General features: G+C 55.5%; 17 protein-coding genes. 10 read left to right on the top strand and 7 right to left on the bottom strand.

Annotated elements, in window-relative coordinates:
* Nucleotides 1-101: 101 nt before the first annotated feature.
* The gene (locus VXJ35_RS02820; RefSeq protein WP_064020407.1) at nt 102-632 is read left to right on the top strand and encodes a PEP-CTERM sorting domain-containing protein; all 531 of its coding nucleotides are present in this window, start codon (nt 102-104) and stop codon (nt 630-632) included.
* 75 nt (nt 633-707) lie between these two features.
* Here the strand turns inward: VXJ35_RS02820 and pmbA are convergent, their stop codons facing one another.
* From pmbA to VXJ35_RS02790, 6 genes are read right to left on the bottom strand one after another with little or no spacing between them, the layout of a single operon-like run.
* On the bottom strand, nt 708-2039 hold the full coding sequence (pmbA, locus tag VXJ35_RS02815; RefSeq protein ID WP_064020406.1) for a metalloprotease PmbA: 1332 nt from the start codon (nt 2037-2039) through the stop codon (nt 708-710).
* 58 nt (nt 2040-2097) lie between these two features.
* Nucleotides 2098-3534, bottom strand: coding sequence for a metalloprotease TldD (gene tldD, locus VXJ35_RS02810; protein ID WP_064020405.1), 1437 nt, complete (start codon nt 3532-3534; stop codon nt 2098-2100).
* A 36-nt stretch (nt 3535-3570) separates the two neighbouring features.
* Nucleotides 3571-4035, bottom strand: a complete 465-nt coding sequence (locus tag VXJ35_RS02805; protein WP_064020404.1) for a hypothetical protein — start codon at nt 4033-4035, stop codon at nt 3571-3573.
* A gap of 2 nt (nt 4036-4037) precedes the next feature.
* Nucleotides 4038-4904, bottom strand: coding sequence for a 23S rRNA (adenine(2030)-N(6))-methyltransferase RlmJ (locus tag VXJ35_RS02800; protein ID WP_064020403.1), 867 nt, complete (start codon nt 4902-4904; stop codon nt 4038-4040).
* Between the two features lie 36 nt (nt 4905-4940).
* The gene (locus VXJ35_RS02795) at nt 4941-5291 is read right to left on the bottom strand and encodes a DMT family protein (protein ID WP_064020402.1); all 351 of its coding nucleotides are present in this window, start codon (nt 5289-5291) and stop codon (nt 4941-4943) included.
* Nucleotides 5288-6526 carry a multifunctional CCA addition/repair protein gene (locus tag VXJ35_RS02790; RefSeq protein ID WP_064023339.1) on the bottom strand — a complete coding sequence of 413 codons (1239 nt, stop codon included), beginning with the start codon at nt 6524-6526 and terminating at the stop codon, nt 5288-5290. Before VXJ35_RS02790 ends, VXJ35_RS02795 begins: the two co-directional genes overlap by 4 nt.
* Before the next feature lie 168 nt (nt 6527-6694).
* On the opposite strand from VXJ35_RS02790, the gene VXJ35_RS02785 reads away from it, so the two are divergent.
* The 7 genes from VXJ35_RS02785 (at nt 6695) to pqqE (ending at nt 11444) form a co-directional block, all read left to right on the top strand.
* Nucleotides 6695-7483 (top strand): sulfite exporter TauE/SafE family protein, encoded by a 789-nt coding sequence (locus tag VXJ35_RS02785; RefSeq protein WP_064020401.1) that lies wholly within the window; start codon nt 6695-6697, stop codon nt 7481-7483.
* A 153-nt stretch (nt 7484-7636) separates the two neighbouring features.
* Nucleotides 7637-7711, top strand: coding sequence for a pyrroloquinoline quinone precursor peptide PqqA (gene pqqA, locus VXJ35_RS02780; protein WP_054760176.1), 75 nt, complete (start codon nt 7637-7639; stop codon nt 7709-7711).
* A gap of 106 nt (nt 7712-7817) precedes the next feature.
* The gene (pqqB, locus tag VXJ35_RS02775; protein ID WP_064020400.1) at nt 7818-8729 is read left to right on the top strand and encodes a pyrroloquinoline quinone biosynthesis protein PqqB; all 912 of its coding nucleotides are present in this window, start codon (nt 7818-7820) and stop codon (nt 8727-8729) included.
* Between the two features lie 13 nt (nt 8730-8742).
* Complete coding sequence (pqqC, locus tag VXJ35_RS02770; RefSeq protein WP_064020399.1) at nt 8743-9471, top strand: pyrroloquinoline-quinone synthase PqqC; 729 nt, start codon at nt 8743-8745, stop codon at nt 9469-9471.
* 3 nt (nt 9472-9474) lie between these two features.
* Nucleotides 9475-10038, top strand: coding sequence for a Uma2 family endonuclease (locus VXJ35_RS02765; protein ID WP_064020398.1), 564 nt, complete (start codon nt 9475-9477; stop codon nt 10036-10038).
* A 31-nt stretch (nt 10039-10069) separates the two neighbouring features.
* Nucleotides 10070-10342 (top strand): pyrroloquinoline quinone biosynthesis peptide chaperone PqqD, encoded by a 273-nt coding sequence (gene pqqD / locus VXJ35_RS02760; protein ID WP_064020397.1) that lies wholly within the window; start codon nt 10070-10072, stop codon nt 10340-10342.
* Nucleotides 10320-11444 carry a pyrroloquinoline quinone biosynthesis protein PqqE gene (pqqE, locus tag VXJ35_RS02755; RefSeq protein ID WP_064020396.1) on the top strand — a complete coding sequence of 375 codons (1125 nt, stop codon included), beginning with the start codon at nt 10320-10322 and terminating at the stop codon, nt 11442-11444. Before pqqD ends, pqqE begins: the two co-directional genes overlap by 23 nt.
* A gap of 46 nt (nt 11445-11490) precedes the next feature.
* Here pqqE and msbA read toward each other — a convergent pair whose 3' ends face one another.
* The gene (gene msbA, locus VXJ35_RS02750) at nt 11491-13239 is read right to left on the bottom strand and encodes a lipid A export permease/ATP-binding protein MsbA (RefSeq protein WP_064023338.1); all 1749 of its coding nucleotides are present in this window, start codon (nt 13237-13239) and stop codon (nt 11491-11493) included.
* A 77-nt stretch (nt 13240-13316) separates the two neighbouring features.
* Here msbA and VXJ35_RS02745 point away from each other — a divergent pair, with 77 nt between their 5' ends.
* On the top strand, nt 13317-14405 hold the full coding sequence (locus VXJ35_RS02745) for a glycosyltransferase family 9 protein (RefSeq protein WP_064023337.1): 1089 nt from the start codon (nt 13317-13319) through the stop codon (nt 14403-14405).
* A 170-nt stretch (nt 14406-14575) separates the two neighbouring features.
* Nucleotides 14576-15514, top strand: coding sequence for a hypothetical protein (locus tag VXJ35_RS02740; protein WP_064020395.1), 939 nt, complete (start codon nt 14576-14578; stop codon nt 15512-15514).
* Nucleotides 15515-15552 lie beyond the last annotated feature (38 nt).

Raw genomic sequence — 15552 nt, 5'->3', positions numbered from 1 at the left:
TAAAGCCATGAAATTATTTGAATAATTTTTATTGGCCCGATTTCTGCTGAAAGCCTCAAGGGGAGAGATTCCTATCAATCTCAGTTCAATTGGAGCATACAATGAAACACTGCCTATTCGGAATACTTTTAACGCTGGCCGCAACCGGCATTGCCCACGCGGAAACGATTTTTGTACCCAGTTTCGGAGACTCCGGCCTTCAAACCTTCAACTATACATTTGCCGCAGATTTTACCGGCACAGTGATTATCGGGGTCAGCGACGAAGGCGATTCGGGCGTAGAGTCCTTTCTCGACCTTGCCGGTTATGGACAATACTTGAGAACCGATCCGACTACAGCCGTCGATACCTCAAGCTACGCTAACTCCGCAAACGAGTCCGGCTCCGACGGCGAACTTTATACGTTTGCGTTAACGGCCTTGGCCGGCGAGTCATTCAGTTTCGACTGGCGTTTCCATACCGAAGATTACGATCCTTTCAACGATTTTGCCTTCGTGTCGCTGGTCGACGGCGCCCAATCCCAAGTTCATTACGCGGTGTTAGCAGAGATCGCAGCAGTTCCTGTACCCGCAACAATATGGTTATTTGGCTCCAGCCTTGTCGGCTGGCTTGGTTTACGCCGTAAAGCCTAGACTATCCGTACACGGAAGCCGGACATATTCCCGGCTTCCGTAGCAAACAGATTCCCACAACCAAAACGGCAACGGCTACTCGCCGGCGATGGCCATCCGCTCCACCAAGATGGAACCGACCCGAATGTTACCGCGCAAGTCCACGTCTTTGCCAATCGCGACGATATTGCGCAGCATTTCCTTCAGGTTACCGGCGATCGTGATCTCCTGTACCGGAAATTGAATCGTGCCGTTCTCAACCCAAAACCCGGACGCTCCGCGCGAATAATCTCCGGTAACGCGATTAACGCCCTGTCCCATTAATTCGGTTACCAACAAACCGGTATCCAACAGCTTCAGCATATCGGCAAAATCGCGTCCGCCCGGCTCGACAATCAGGTTATGCACGCCGCCGGCATTACCGGTGGTCTGCATGCCCAGTTTGCGAGCGGAATAAGTGCTGAGAATGTAAGATTTCAAAATACCGTTGCAGACAATGTCGCGCGCCCGCGTTGCCACGCCTTCCGCATCGTAGCTGGCACTGCCTAGTGCGCACGTCAACAACGGTTGCTCGTGTATCCGCACAAACTCGGGCAATACCCGCGTACCCAGACTATCCAATAAAAACGAAGATTTTCGGTAAAGGCTGCCGCCGCTGATCGCGCCCAGCAAGGCGCCGATCAAACCGGAAGCCATTTCCGGCGCAAACAACACCGGGCATTGCCGAGTCCCGAGAGTCCGCGCCCCAAGCCGGGCCAACGTACGTTGTGCGGCTTTTTCGCCGACCTGCGCGGCGGATTCCAAATCGAGCGGGCTACGCGCCACGCTATACCAATAATCGCGCTGCATCGAATCGCCGCTACCCGCCAGCACGGAACAGCTCAAAGAATGGCGGCTGGACTGGTAGCCTTGCAAAAAACCCAAGGAATTACCGAACACCCTAGTGCCCTGATGGGTATTGACCGAAGCCCCCTCGGAATTGCTGATCGCCGAACTATATTCGCGCGCGGCATTTTCGCATTCGATCGCCACGTCGATAGCCTGCTCGGCGTTCAAGGCCCAAGGATGATTCAAATCCAGATCGGGAAACTCGGTGGCCAGCAACTCCGGATCGGGCAGCCCGGCAAACTCGTCTTCGCTGGCATAGCGGGCAATACTGCACGCCGCTTTGACGGTTTCCTTCAACGATCCCGCTGAAATGTCGTTGGTACTGGCCGAGCCTTTCTTTTTGCCGAAATATACCGTGACGCCGATACCTTGGTCGCAATGGTATTCCACGGTTTCCACTGCGCCAAGGCGAGCCGATACCGACAGGCCGTTATCGACGCTGAACGCCGCTTCCGCGGCAGTGGCGCCTTGCGACCTGGCCTCGTCCAACAATTGCTGGACAACATCTTTTAATCGATTGATTTCTTGCTGGTTTTGCACGGTAAATCTCTTGTTTAATCGTTACGAGCGAAGGCCGATACGTTCGCAGTTGTTTGCTTCAGACGCCGGTGCCGCCGACCGTTAATCCATCGATTTTCAGCGTCGGCTGGCCGACGCCGACTGGAACGCTTTGCCCGTCTTTGCCGCAGGTGCCGACACCGCTGTCCAGCGCCATATCGTTGCCCACCATCGATACTTTAGTCAGTACGTCGGGGCCGTTGCCGATCAGCGTGGCGCCTTTCACCGGCCGGGTGATTTTGCCGTTTTCGATCAGGTAGGCTTCGCTGGCCGAGAATACGAATTTGCCGGAGGTGATATCCACTTGGCCGCCGCCGAAATTACGCGCATACAGGCCTTTTTTGACCGAGGCGATGATTTCTTCCGGATCGCTTTGCCCCGGCAGCATGTAGGTGTTGGTCATTCTGGGCATCGGCAGATGGGCATAGGATTCGCGGCGACCGTTGCCGGTCGGAGCCACTCCCATCAGCCGGGCGTTCAGCTTATCCTGCATATAGCCTTTCAAAATGCCTTTCTCGATCAATACGGTATTTTCGGTCGGCGTGCCCTCGTCGTCGATGTTCAACGAACCGCGCCGGCCTTGCAGCGTGCCGTCGTCGACCACGGTGCACAGATCGGAAGCCACCCGCTCGCCGACTCGGCCGCTGAAGGCCGAGGTCCCCTTGCGGTTGAAGTCCCCCTCCAAACCGTGGCCGATGGCTTCGTGCAGCAAAATGCCCGGCCAACCGGAGCCCAAAACCACGGTCATATTGCCGGCCGGCGCTTCCTGAGCCTGTAAATTGATTTGCGCCTGGCGCACCGCTTCCCTGCCGTATTCCAAGCCGCGGTCGTCCTCCAGAAAGTAAGCGTAGTCGCTACGGCCGCCGCCGCCCATGCTGCCTTGTTCGCGTCGACCGTTTGCCGCCATGATCACGGTGACGTTCATCCGCACCAGCGGCCGGATGTCGGCCGCCAACGAGCCGTCTTGGTTCGCTATCAGCACGTGGTCATAGGCGGCGATCAGACTGACCATAACTTCTTCGATGCGTGAATCCAACTTGCGGGTTTCCCGGTCAACCCGCATCAGCAGTTCGATTTTTTGCCGATCGTCCAAGGACTTTAGCGGATTCACGGGCCGGTACAGGCAAGGTGCGTTGCGATAGCTCTCGACCCTACGCTGCGCCTGTTGTCCATGGCGGACAATGGCCTTAACGTTGTTGGCGGCTTCCAGCAGAATCGGCAACTCGATCCGATCGCTGTAAGCGAATCCGGTTTTATCGCCGCTGACGGCGCGCACCCCGGCACCGTGCTCGATGGAATGGCTGCCCTCCTTGATGATGCCGCCCTCCAAAGACCAGGATTCGAAATGGCTGGACTGAAAATAAATATCGGCGGCATCCACCGGCGCGCTAAGCAGCGCGGACATCACTCGGTCTATGTCCTGGGTTTGCAGGCCGTTGCCGGCCAAAATGGATTGCGTGACTTGTTCTAATGGCATCGGATAGCTCAAAAACGGTATGGTAAAGCGCCGCAGCTACATCACGAAAAACGAGGCGATGTATGCGACGAGCACTACGGTAATGGCAAGGGCCACTTTGTTGCGGGTGGTGAGCGACAACCAGTACAGTTGCAACTCGGTTTTGCGCCGGACCCAGATATTCAATAGCCGCTGTTTTAAAAACGCGTGTAGCCGCGGCAGAGTTTTCCACAATTTGTAAAATCCGAAACCGATAATCGACATCAGGATGTAAAAGGTCACGACTTGGCTACCGTGGCGATCGGACTCGAACAAATATTCGATAATCTCGCCGACGTCCAGCACGTGAAACACCAGCTCAACCGTCTCCTCAATGCCCAACTCGACGTACTCGAAAGCCACGTGCAGACCCTCGAACATCAGATGCATCAATTCGCCAAGCAATTCCAGCGTCACGTCGTACATAACGAGCGCCAGCACGATGAAACCGACGACGATCAAATCGAGATTTTTTCTCAACATGGCTATTTCCGTAACCCGCTATCCGCACCGGCCTCTGGCACAGTCCATTCGACTTTCCAGCGCCCGCCACCGTCAGCCAGGACCCGGTCCAGCCAGGGCAACAGCGTTTGCGCCTGGCTCGCCAACAGCCACGGCGGATTGATAAACAGCATACCGGAACCGGTCATCCCTCTCCCGGCTCCGTCGTCAGCAACGCAGTGCTCGATGCGCAATTGCCTGGGAATGCCGGTCTCGGCCAGCTTAGCGATGAAAGCTTCGGTTGCGGCCCGTTCGATGACCGGATACCAGACCGCATAGATACCGGTGGCGAAATGCCGATAGGCGCTTACCAAAGCGGCGACCACTTTTTTGTATTCGTCTCTCATCTCGTAACTTGGGTCGATCAAAACCAGCCCGCGGCGCTGAATCGGCGGCAACTTTTTCGGCAGCATGTTTAAGCCGTCTTCCTTAGCCACGCCCACTTGCTTATCTCCGGCGAACAATTGCTGCAATGCTGTCGCGTCGGAGCCGTGCAATTCGGACAATAATAACCGATCTTGGGGCCGGACCAAGCGCCTCACCAACTGTGGAGAGCCGGGATAACGCGCCAATTGCCTGCCGGTATTTTCGGCGCGCACTGCCGCCAGATAGTCGCGCAATTCGGCCGGCGGTTCCGATTCGCGCCACACCCGGACGATGCCTTGCCGATACTCGCCGGTTTTCTCGGCGAATTCCGATTTAAGCGAGTACTTGCCGGCTCCGGCATGCGTATCGATATATACAAAAGGTTTGGGTTTCTGCTTCAACGCTGCGATGGTCAGAGCCAGCAGGCTGTGCTTCATAACATCGGCAAAATTGCCGGCGTGAAAACCGTGTCGGTAACTGAGCATATTGGATTCCGTGGTTGCGGCCGCTGCCGTGTTCGTTTAATTGAATTTGGCCCTGAAGATAAAAAACACCGCGCCGAGCAAACACAATCCGGCCCACAGATAATCCAGTTTCAGCGGCTCCTTCAGGTAATACACCGAGAACGGCACGAATACGCTCAAAGCAATCACCTCTTGCATGATCTTCAACTGGCCGACGCTGAGCGCGGTATAGCCGATACGGTTCGCCGGAACTTGCAGCAAGTATTCGAACAAAGCCACACCCCAACTGACCAAGGCAGCCAGCAACCACGGCTTATTGTTCAACTCTTTCAGATGGGCATACCAGGCAAAGGTCATAAAGACATTGCTGCACACCAGCAGCCCGGCGGAAGTCAGAACGGTATTCATAAAACGGACGATTGGTAACGGGTTTTGTAATTATTGACGGCCTGTATCCTCGATCTGCGAATCGCCGCACCGATCTGTTCGCCCCGCAAACCTTGGCCAAGCAGGCCATCGGTATCGGCGGCGGCCGCGGCGGCCGCGGCGGCGCGGATATAGTCCGCTTGCGGGTAGTCGCAGCCTTCGAAACCGCTACGGCCTCTGGCGTCAGCCTCGCAGGCCGCCAGAAATTCTTCCAGCCGATTTTCCGGCTTAAATGCGCCTATCGCCAGCAACATGTCGACTAAGGTATCGGCCCGCAGCTCCAACGCCCGGTGGCAATGAGTGTGGTATTCCATGACCTGCACGCTCAAACTTTTGAACGGCTTCGGCACCCGTAACCGCTCGCAAAAGCGTTGCAACACCGGCAAACCCTTTTTTTCGTGGCCGTGGTGGCTAGGCCAATGCTCGGCCGGCGTCAAGGCCTTGCCCAAATCGTGCAGCAGCGCCGCCAAACGCACTTCGGCTTTAGCGGACAGGCGCGCAGCCTGTTCCAGCACCATCAGGGCATGCACTCCGGTATCGATTTCCGGATGGTATTTTTCCGGCTGCGGCACACCGAACAGCGCATCAATTTCCGGAAAAACGACGCGCAATGCGCCGCAATCGCGCAGAACCTGAAAAAACGCCTGCGGCGTGCGCTCCAACAGCGCCTTGTGCAACTCCGCCCATACTCGTTCGGATACCAGATAATCGGCCTCGCCGGCCGCGACCATGCGCTCCATCAACGCCATGGTTTCATCGGCAACCCGGAAGCCGAGATGAGCGTATCGGGCGGCAAAGCGCGCCGCGCGTAAAATACGGACCGGATCTTCGCTGAAAGCCGGCGACACATGCCGTAGTAACCTTTGCTCGAGATCGAACCGGCCGCGAAACGGATCGACCAATACGCCGTCGTCGCCGATGGCCATCGCATTGATCGTCAAATCGCGCCGTTGCAAATCTTCTTCCAACGACACGTCGGGAGCGGCGTGGACGGCAAAGCCTTTATAGCCGTTCCCGGTTTTGCGCTCGGTTCTGGCCAAGGCGTATTCTTCATGGGTGTCGGGATGCAAAAATACCGGAAAATCTTTTCCCACCGGCCGAAAACCGCGCGCCAGCATCGCCTCGGCCGTTTCGCCGACCACCAACCAATCGCGCTCTTCGACCGGATAATCCAGTAAACGATCACGCACCGCGCCGCCGACCAGATATGTTTTCATGCCTAACGAATCCGCATTTTCAAAAAAGACACAGTATAAATGAGTCGCTATGATGGCGTCCGCCTTATTCCAACCGCCGAATGCGCGGAACAAACCCGCAGCCAAAGCCTAATAAAAAACAAATGCTTGGCTCTGCCCGCAACCTAAACAACACGGATCGAAAACCTGATGACTGAGATATTCTTCGCCAGCTTATTGCTCGGACTGCTCGCCGGCCTTGCCGCCGGATTATTCGGTATCGGCGGCGGGACCATTATCGTGCCGGCCTTGGTCTGGCTGTTCCAAACCCAGGACTTCGCCCCGGAACGGATCATGCTTTCGGCCGTCGCCACGTCCCTAGCGACGGCCTTATTGACGTCGGCAGCTTCGGCACACACCCACCATCAACTGGGCAACATCGCCTGGCGACGCGTACCGCGTTTGGCTCCGAGCCTGTTGGCCGGGGCTGCCGGCGGCGCAGTAGCAGCCGACCACATTAGCCCGGATGTGCTGCGCTGGTGTTTCATCGCCTATTTGCTCTTCACCGGCAGCGGAATGTTATGGCCGAGACAAAACAAACCCATGTTGCAAACCAGCGCATACCGTCTCGACTATATCGCCGGCTTTTTGATCGGCGGGCTATCGTCGATATTGGGCATCGGCGGTGGCACGATGACCGTACCTTACTTGGCCGGCAGTGGCATGGGCATCAAAAATGCGGTTGCCACGTCGAGCGCTTGTGCGGTACCGATCGCGTTTTCCGCGGCGGCGAGTTATGCAGTCCTCGGATGGGGTGAAAACGACTGGTTGCACGGCCACTTCGGCTATCTATACCTGCCAGCATTCGCCGGCATCGCGTTGACCAGCGTATTCACCGCCCCTATCGGGGCCAAGTTGGCGCACCGTTTACCGGCAGACAGACTGAAACGTTACTTCGGCTTCGTATTGATTTTTACTGCGCTAAAAATGGCTCAGTAAACCGGGAACTTTCGGCATCGCAACCGCCTCCGAAACAGGCTGATGATCGTGAATCCGCTCTGTTGCGCAAAGAAAAACTTCATCGTATACTTCGGCGCAGCTTTCTCGATCAAGCTATCGCACACAACAACAAAACCTCTGGAGGGTATACAAATGAAATGGGAAACACCTGCTTATAACGACATGCGTTTCGGTTTTGAAGTTACCATGTACATCTACAACCGTTAATAATCGCGGTTGAACACAAAAAAGGGGCAAATTCCTGCCCCTTTTTTTTGCCTGGCGTTTTTCAATCCCGTATCATGCGGCGCTCGTTCACCAATCCAATTCAGACATGAAAATCAGAGTTCTCGGCGCCGGCGCCGGCGGCGGCTTTCCGCAGTGGAACTGCAATTGCGACAATTGCGGCCGTTACCGCAGAGGCGAATTCAACGGCAAGGCCCGCACCCAATCGTCGATTGCCGTCAGCAGCGACGGACGCAACTGGTTGCTGTTCAACACCTCGCCGGATATTCGCGCGCAGTTGGAAGCCTTTCCGGCCATCCAGCCCAAAACCGGCATCCGCGACACCGGTATCAAGGCCGTGCTGTTGATCGACAGCCAGATCGACCACACCACCGGCATGCTGATGCTGCGCGAAGGCAAGCCTTTGGAAGTGTATTGCACCGAAATGGTCAAACAGGATCTGAGCAGCGGCTTCCCGCTGTTCACGATGCTGAAAGATTACTGCACGGTCAACCATCATCCGATCGCCTGCGACGAAACGCCATTCGAGATTCCCGGCATAGACGACATTCGCATTTACGCCCATGCATTGAAAAGCAAGGCGCCGCCCTATTCGCCGCACCGCCACGATCCGCACGACGGCGATAATATAGGCGTGATCGTCGAGCAGATTTCCACCGGCAAAAAACTATATTACTCGCCAGGCCTGGGCGAGATCGAACCGCATGTTTTTAAGGCCATGCAAACGGTTGATTGCCTGATGGTGGACGGCACCTTCTGGACCGACGATGAAATGGTCGTCCGCGGCATTAGCCAGAAACGCGCCCGCGAGATCGGCCACTTGCCGCAATCCGGCCCCGGCGGCATGATCGAAGTGCTAAACGGCGTGCCCAAGGCCCGTAAGATTTTGATTCATATCAATAACACCAACCCGATTCTCGACGAAGATTCGCCGGAGCGTAAGACCCTGGATGCCAGCGGTATCGAAGTGGCTTACGACGGTTTGGAAATCGACTTATAACTAAAGGTGTTACATGACTGCTGACAATCAACCCTGGAGCCGCGAAGAATTCGAAGCCAAATTGCGCGGCATGGAAAAGTTCTATCACATTCATCATCCGATGCACACGCTGATGAATGAAGGCAAGCTGACCAAAGAGCAATTGCAAGGCTGGGTCGCCAACCGCTTTTATTACCAGGTGATGATCCCGATCAAGGACGCCAACATCATGGCCAATTGTCCAGACCGCGAAACCCGCGCCAAGTGGGTACAACGCATTCTGGACCACGACGGCCATCCCGGCGACACCGGCGGCATCGAAGCGTGGATACAGCTAGGTATCGCGGTTGGCCTGAGCCGCGAAGAGATTACGTCGTTGCAGCACGTTCTTCCCGGCGTGCGCTTTGCAGTCGATGCCTACGTCAATTTCGCCCGCCGCGCCGAATGGCACGAAGCCGCCAGCTCGTCGCTGACGGAACTGTTCGCGCCGAAAATCCATCAACAGCGCCTGGACAACTGGCCGGACGTGTATCCTTGGGTCGAGAAAGAAGGTTATGCCTATTTCAAAAAGCGCCTGACCGAAGCCCGCCGCGACGTCGAACACGGCTTGGAATTGACGCTGGACTGGTACAAAACCCGCGAGCAACAGGAACGCATGCTGGACATTCTGAAATTCAAGCTCGACGTGTTATGGACCATGGCCGATGCGATGTATCTGGCCTACGTCGCCAACATGCCGCCGTATTTCAACATCGAACAGTAACCCATGCAAACCGCCGAGCGACTTCGTTTCAGTGCCGAGGAGTATCTGGATTGGGAAGAAACCCAGGCCGAGAAGCACGAATTCGTCGCCGGTGAGGTGTTTGCGATGACGGGAGCTCGACAGGATCATGTCGTCGTCAGCCTGAATATCGCGTCCGCCTTGAAACAACGCTTGCGCGGCACGCCGTGCCGCACTTATATGGCCGATTTGAAATTGAAAGTCGAAGCAGCCGACGCCTTTTTTTACCCTGACGTGATGGTGTCTTGCCATCCTGGCGACTTGGGCAACCAGCAATATATTTCCAACCCGTCGCTGATCGTCGAGGTATTGTCCGAATCGACCGCCGACTACGACCGCGGCGGCAAATTTGTCGCCTACCGCAAGCTGGAATCGTTGATGGAATATTTGATCGTCGATATCGAAGCCCGCCGGGTCGAGTGCTTCCGCCGCACCGCCGACAACGATTGGTTGTTGCACGATTATCTCGGCGAGGTCGATTGCGAACTGACTAGCCTTGGCGTTCAAATACCGATGGCCGAAATTTTTGAAGACATCGAAGCCGCGTAGAACTGCTAATTTTTCCCAATCACAAAACCCAATGACCATTAATCCCGATCAAATCCTGCAATTCTCGCCGCTGCACCGACTGCAATGGGAAGAAGCCCAGCAAAAATACGTGATTCTGTACCCGGAAGGCATGGTCGAGCTAAATCAAAGCTCGGCGGAAATCCTCAAGCTGTGCGACGGCGCCCATAATCCGGCGCAAATCGTCGAGGAACTGGAAACCAAATTCGCAGCCACCGGCTTGAGCAACGACATCCACAATTTCCTGAACATCGCTTTGCAAAATGGCTGGATCAAACAAGGCTAACATCACGCCGCCGCGCTGGTTGCTGGCGGAATTGAGCTACAAGTGTCCGCTGCAATGTCCGTATTGCTCGAATCCGCTGGATTACGCCAAATATCCGGACGAACTCAGCACCGACGACTGGAAGCGCGTACTCAGCCAGGCGCGTAAAATGGGCGCGGTACAGCTCGGTTTTTCCGGCGGCGAACCGCTGACCCGGCAAGACTTGGTGGAACTGGTGCGCTATGCCCGCGAACTGGGTTATTACTCGAATCTGATCACCTCCGGCTATGGCTTGACGGAAGAGAAGATTATCGAATTAAAACAAGCCGGCCTCGATCACATCCAAATCAGCATCCAGGCCAGCACCCAGGAACTCAACGACCATATCGCCGGCACCAAGACTTACCAACAGAAACAGGAAGTTGCCAGATTAATCAAAAAACACGGCTACCCGATGGTGTTGTGCGTGGTGATCCACCGCGAAAACATCCACCAAATGCCGGAAATTCTGGAGATGGCCGAAAACCTCGGCGCCGACTATCTGGAATTGGCCAATACCCAATACTACGGCTGGGCCCACATCAACCGCGACGCGCTGTTGCCTACTCGGGAACAATTCGAGGAAGCCGAGAAAATCGCCCAAGCCTACAAGGAAAAAGTGGCCGGCAAGATGAAGATTTACTATGTGGTGCCGGATTACTACGAAGACCGGCCGAAAGCCTGCATGAACGGCTGGGGCACCACCTTTTTGACCATCGCCCCGGACGGCACCGCCTTGCCCTGTCATTCGGCCCGCGAACTGCCAGGTCTGGATTGCCCCAACGTCAAGGATTACAGTATTCAGGAAATTTGGAACGAATCGAAAACCTTCAATTTCTTCCGCGGCACCGAGTGGATGCAGGAACCTTGCCGCAGCTGCGACGAAAAACACAAGGATTTCGGCGGCTGCCGCTGCCAAGCCTATTTGTTTAACGGCGACATGTATAGTACCGATCCGGTTTGCAGCAAGTCACCGGAACGGCATCGAATAGACGAGGCGATTGCCTCGGCCCGTGCCACGGCAATGGCCGATCACGAACAGCCGCTGGTATTCCGCAATAGCAAAAATTCCCGGCAATTCTGACGGCTCGATTCGGAGCCGCCGAATCGCTGCGGCGGGCCCTAAGTCGCTAGCCTTCGCCCCGCGCCACGGGGTTCACATCCTGAAACTGCATTTTATGCAGCTTTGCATAAGCGCCGTCGCGCGCCAACAACTCGGCATGGGAACCCTGCTCGACGATGCGGCCCTTATCCATCACCAAAATCACATCGGCACCCTCTATCGTCGACAAACGGTGCGCCACTACCAGCGTAGTCCGGCCCTGCATGACCCGGTTCAGCGCCGCCTGAATGTAGCGCTCGGATTCGGTATCCAGCGCCGAGGTAGCTTCATCCAGAATTAGAATCGGCGCATCCTTCAATAAAGCCCGCGCCAGCGCCAATCGCTGGCGCTGGCCGCCGGACAGTTTGACGCCGTTCTCGCCGATCTCGGTATCCAAACCTTGCGGCATCCGGGCAATAAAATCCATCGCGTAAGCATCGACCGCCGCTTGTTCGATCATGCTCCGCTCCGCGCCCAGCAATGCGCCATAGGCGATATTGTTGGCGACCGAGGTGTTGAACAACGTCACATGTTGCGTGACCAACGCAATCTGCCGGCGCAGACTTTCCAGACGGTAACGCTTCAGCTCGACACCGTCGATCAAAATCTCGCCGTCCAGATAATCGTAGAAACGCGGCAACAAATTGATCAAGGTGCTTTTGCCGCCGCCGGATGCGCCAACCAAAGCCACGGTCTGTCCGGGCTCTATCGTTAAGTTGATATCGTACAATGCCGGCGTTTCGGCACCGGGATACCAAAAACTCAAATTGCGAAATTCGATCCGGCCCCGGCAGCGGTCGATTTGGTAATCGCCCTCGTCTTTCTCGGCTGGCTCGTCCAACACCTCGAACAAGGACTCGGCTGCGGCGATGCCGCGCAATATTTCGGAGTTGGCGTCGCTTAATTGGCGTATCGGTTTCGGCAACAAAAACGCGGCAGTGAAAAAGCCGACGAATTCGCCGGGGCTGGACGATTTCATCATGATCAGCGCCAGATACATCATGCCGGCCAGCGCGAAGGAAATCACCAATTGCATCAGCGGATTGTTCAACGAAATCGTCATCATCAGCTTGCGGTGCTGAGCCCGATTTTCCAGACTGGCGGCTTTAAAGCGCTGGCGCTCGTAGGCCTCGCCGACAAAGCTTTTAACGATGCGGTTGCCCGCTACGGTTTCCGACGTAATCTGGGTCAAATCGCCAACGGTGTCTTGCATATTGCGGCTCAGGCGCTTCAAGCGCTTGCCGACGTAACGCACCATCGTCGCTACCACCGGTGCCAGCGCCAGAAACACCAGCGACAACTGCCAATTGGTGTAAGCCAGGTAAGCCAACAAGCCCAGCGCGGTAAAGCCCTCGCGCACGAAAGAGCGAATCGAATCGGACGTCGCCCGGGTCACTTCGCCGATGTTATTGGTAATCCGCGAAATCATATAGCCGCTGTTGTGGCTATCGAAATACTGAACCGACAAGCGCGTATATTGGTTGAAGATTTCGCAGCGCAATTTATGAATCAGATTGCCGGAAATCCTTGCCAGATAGTAGTTACCCAAAAAAGAACCGACGCCGCGCACCAGAAACAGCACCACAAACGCCAGCGGCAGATATTGGATACTCGAACGGTCCGGGGCGCCGAAACTGTCGATGATGCGCTGGATGATCATCACCACGGCCGGTTCGGTGCCGGCGTAAATCGCAAAGCCGATCGCAACCAGCAGAAACAAGCGCCAGTACGGCAGCACGAACTTCAGCAAGCGCCGGTAAACCTGGCCATCGGTCATCGTGCGTTGCGAATTTTGTAACGTGTCCAATATATTTACCTTTAAAATGTGCGCTTATGCCGATCAACCAGCGCTCAATGCAAAACCAAAAGCCGCTCAATATACATCCGAAACGCATTTTAGTAATCACCTTGCGTTACTTGGGCGACACCTTGCTAGTAACCCCGCTGATCAGATCTTTGAAACAAGCTTATGCCGATGCCGAAATCGACGTATTGCTGCCCGCCGCCAACGCCGGCATGCTGGAAGGCAACCCGGACATCCGCAAACTGATCCCGTTGCCGAGCAAACCAAGCTTGGGCCAATTTCTGAGACTGCTATTCGGCATACGCCGCAGCTACGATTTGGCGATCTCTACCCAAGCCGGCGACCGCCCCACCTTGATCGCACGTACCGCAGGCAAAACGGCTATCGGTTTTGTGCCGGACGATCCTGGCAAAGCCTGGTGGAAAAATCGGCTACTGGACCGGTCGCTGGTTTTCGGCGCCGATTACGATCATGCGGTATTGGAAAACTTACGCTTCTGCGACGTATTGAACATCGAACCGTGTTACCGCTTAAACCCACCGCAATGCGCAGAGCCACCGGCGCAAATGCCGGCCAATCCCTACGTCGTGCTGCACATTATGCCGCAGTGGCGCTATAAGCAGTGGCACCGCGTCGGCTGGCTTGGTGTGATGGCGTTTTTGAATCGGTCGGGTTACCAACTAGTATTGACCGGCAGCGGACAGCCGGCCGAACTGGAGAGTTTACGAGAGCTGGAACGGCAGTTGGCGTTTCCCGTAACCAACATGGCCGGCCAACTGTCCCTGGCTCAGTTGGCGGCGTTGATCGGACAGGCGGCCTTATTTATTGGGCCGGATACCGGAATTACCCATCTTGCTGCCGCCACCGGCACCGAAACCATCGCGCTTTACGGGCCAACCGATCCGAAAAAATGGGCGCCGTGGCCTTGCCGCTATGTCGGGCGAACCAGCCCATTCGCTTCGGTCGGCAGCAAACGCATCGGTAACGTTTATTTGTTACAGGGGGGGGCGGACCGCAACTGCGTCCCCTGCCAATTGGAGGGTTGCGACCGGCACCGGAATAGCCACAGCGAATGCCTGGATCGGCTGCCGGCGAGCTTGGTCATCGAGACTATCGCCGAAGTTTTACGGCAGGGATAATTATGCTCCGAGACGCCAATTCTGTATCGTTACCGGCTTGGCTATATTTAGCCGACCAATCCGATAAACTTTCCGCCCGACCTCGTAACATTTGCCCTTAAAAATTCGACTCTACAAAAAATACAGTGCCCAAATTTAAAAAAATATTAGTCGTATGCCCGGCGGGAGCAGTGACCGGCGGACCGGAAGCCTTGCACCAGTTGGTCGATCATATGAATAAGCTCGGATTGCCGGCCTACATTACCTATTTACCGTTCGGTAAATCGGCAAACACCCCGGAGCCCTACCTGCGGTATACGGCCCCGATAGCGGATTACGAAGATGCGGCCGGGAATCTGATTATTTTTCCGGAGGTGTATCCGCAATTGGCCAATAAAGTCCGCCATGCCAAAGCCGCCATCTGGTGGCTGTCTTTGGAAAACTTTCTGGAACGGCGCCATATCTGGCCGCTGCACGATAAGGTGCGTTATATAAAACGAGTGATTCAGGGAAAACGGCCATTAAGAGGCGCCAGATCCTTGAAGCATATGATCCATTTCTCGCAGACCCAACACGCGACCGATTATCTTAAGCAGTGCGGTATCGAACCGGTTCCGCTGATCGACTCCATCAACGAAGATTTTCTGAACGATAACCACCTGGAATTCGCCAATACCAAGCAAGACATCATCCTGTATAACCCCAACAAAGGCAAAAAGGTGACGGAAAAGCTGATTGCCGCGAATCCGCAGTGGCAATTCGTCCCGCTGAAGGGCCTAAACCGCGAACAACTATCGGAACAACTGTATGCGGCGAAACTCTACATCGACTTCGGCCACCATCCCGGCCGCGACCGAATGCCCAGGGAAGCGGCGATGCACGGCTGCTGCCTAATCACCGGCGTTCTGGGTTCCGCAGGTAACGAGATCGACCTGCCTATTCTCAAGCGCTATAAATTGGACAGCTCGGCGCCCGAGTTTGTAGCGGAGTTTTCGCAGCTGGCCAGGGACATACTGGCCAATTTTGCCGCTCATTACCGCGCTTTCGACAACTATCGGGATTATTTGAAAAACGAACCGAAAGTTTTTCGGCAACAGATCTCCGACTATTTTTTACAAACGCAAAAGTAATGCTCAGGCCGCTCAATATTTCAGCTACTGAATTTCAT

This window comes from Methylomonas sp. DH-1 (genome assembly GCF_046097555.1).
Lineage (GTDB): Bacteria > Pseudomonadota > Gammaproteobacteria > Methylococcales > Methylomonadaceae > Methylomonas > Methylomonas koyamae.
The sequence above is the reverse complement of the archived record's forward strand: the minus strand, read 5'-3'. Positions and strand labels throughout refer to the sequence as shown.

Excerpts from the sequence above, each read along its gene's own strand:
- VXJ35_RS02765 (WP_064020398.1), top strand. The coding sequence starts at position 9,475 with ATGCAAACCGCCGAGCGACTTCGTTTCAGTGCCGAGGAGTATCTGGAT.
- VXJ35_RS02800 (WP_064020403.1), bottom strand. The coding sequence starts at position 4,904 with ATGCTCAGTTACCGACACGGTTTTCACGCCGGCAATTTTGCCGATGTT.
- VXJ35_RS02805 (WP_064020404.1), bottom strand. The coding sequence starts at position 4,035 with ATGTTGAGAAAAAATCTCGATTTGATCGTCGTCGGTTTCATCGTGCTG.
- VXJ35_RS02745 (WP_064023337.1), top strand. The coding sequence starts at position 13,317 with ATGCAAAACCAAAAGCCGCTCAATATACATCCGAAACGCATTTTAGTA.
- msbA (WP_064023338.1), bottom strand. The coding sequence starts at position 13,239 with ATGACCGATGGCCAGGTTTACCGGCGCTTGCTGAAGTTCGTGCTGCCG.
- VXJ35_RS02820 (WP_064020407.1), top strand. The coding sequence starts at position 102 with ATGAAACACTGCCTATTCGGAATACTTTTAACGCTGGCCGCAACCGGC.
- tldD (WP_064020405.1), bottom strand. The coding sequence starts at position 3,534 with ATGCCATTAGAACAAGTCACGCAATCCATTTTGGCCGGCAACGGCCTG.
- pqqB (WP_064020400.1), top strand. The coding sequence starts at position 7,818 with ATGAAAATCAGAGTTCTCGGCGCCGGCGCCGGCGGCGGCTTTCCGCAG.
- VXJ35_RS02790 (WP_064023339.1), bottom strand. The coding sequence starts at position 6,526 with ATGAAAACATATCTGGTCGGCGGCGCGGTGCGTGATCGTTTACTGGAT.
- VXJ35_RS02795 (WP_064020402.1), bottom strand. The coding sequence starts at position 5,291 with ATGAATACCGTTCTGACTTCCGCCGGGCTGCTGGTGTGCAGCAATGTC.
- pqqD (WP_064020397.1), top strand. The coding sequence starts at position 10,070 with ATGACCATTAATCCCGATCAAATCCTGCAATTCTCGCCGCTGCACCGA.
- pqqE (WP_064020396.1), top strand. The coding sequence starts at position 10,320 with ATGGCTGGATCAAACAAGGCTAACATCACGCCGCCGCGCTGGTTGCTG.
- VXJ35_RS02785 (WP_064020401.1), top strand. The coding sequence starts at position 6,695 with ATGACTGAGATATTCTTCGCCAGCTTATTGCTCGGACTGCTCGCCGGC.
- pqqC (WP_064020399.1), top strand. The coding sequence starts at position 8,743 with ATGACTGCTGACAATCAACCCTGGAGCCGCGAAGAATTCGAAGCCAAA.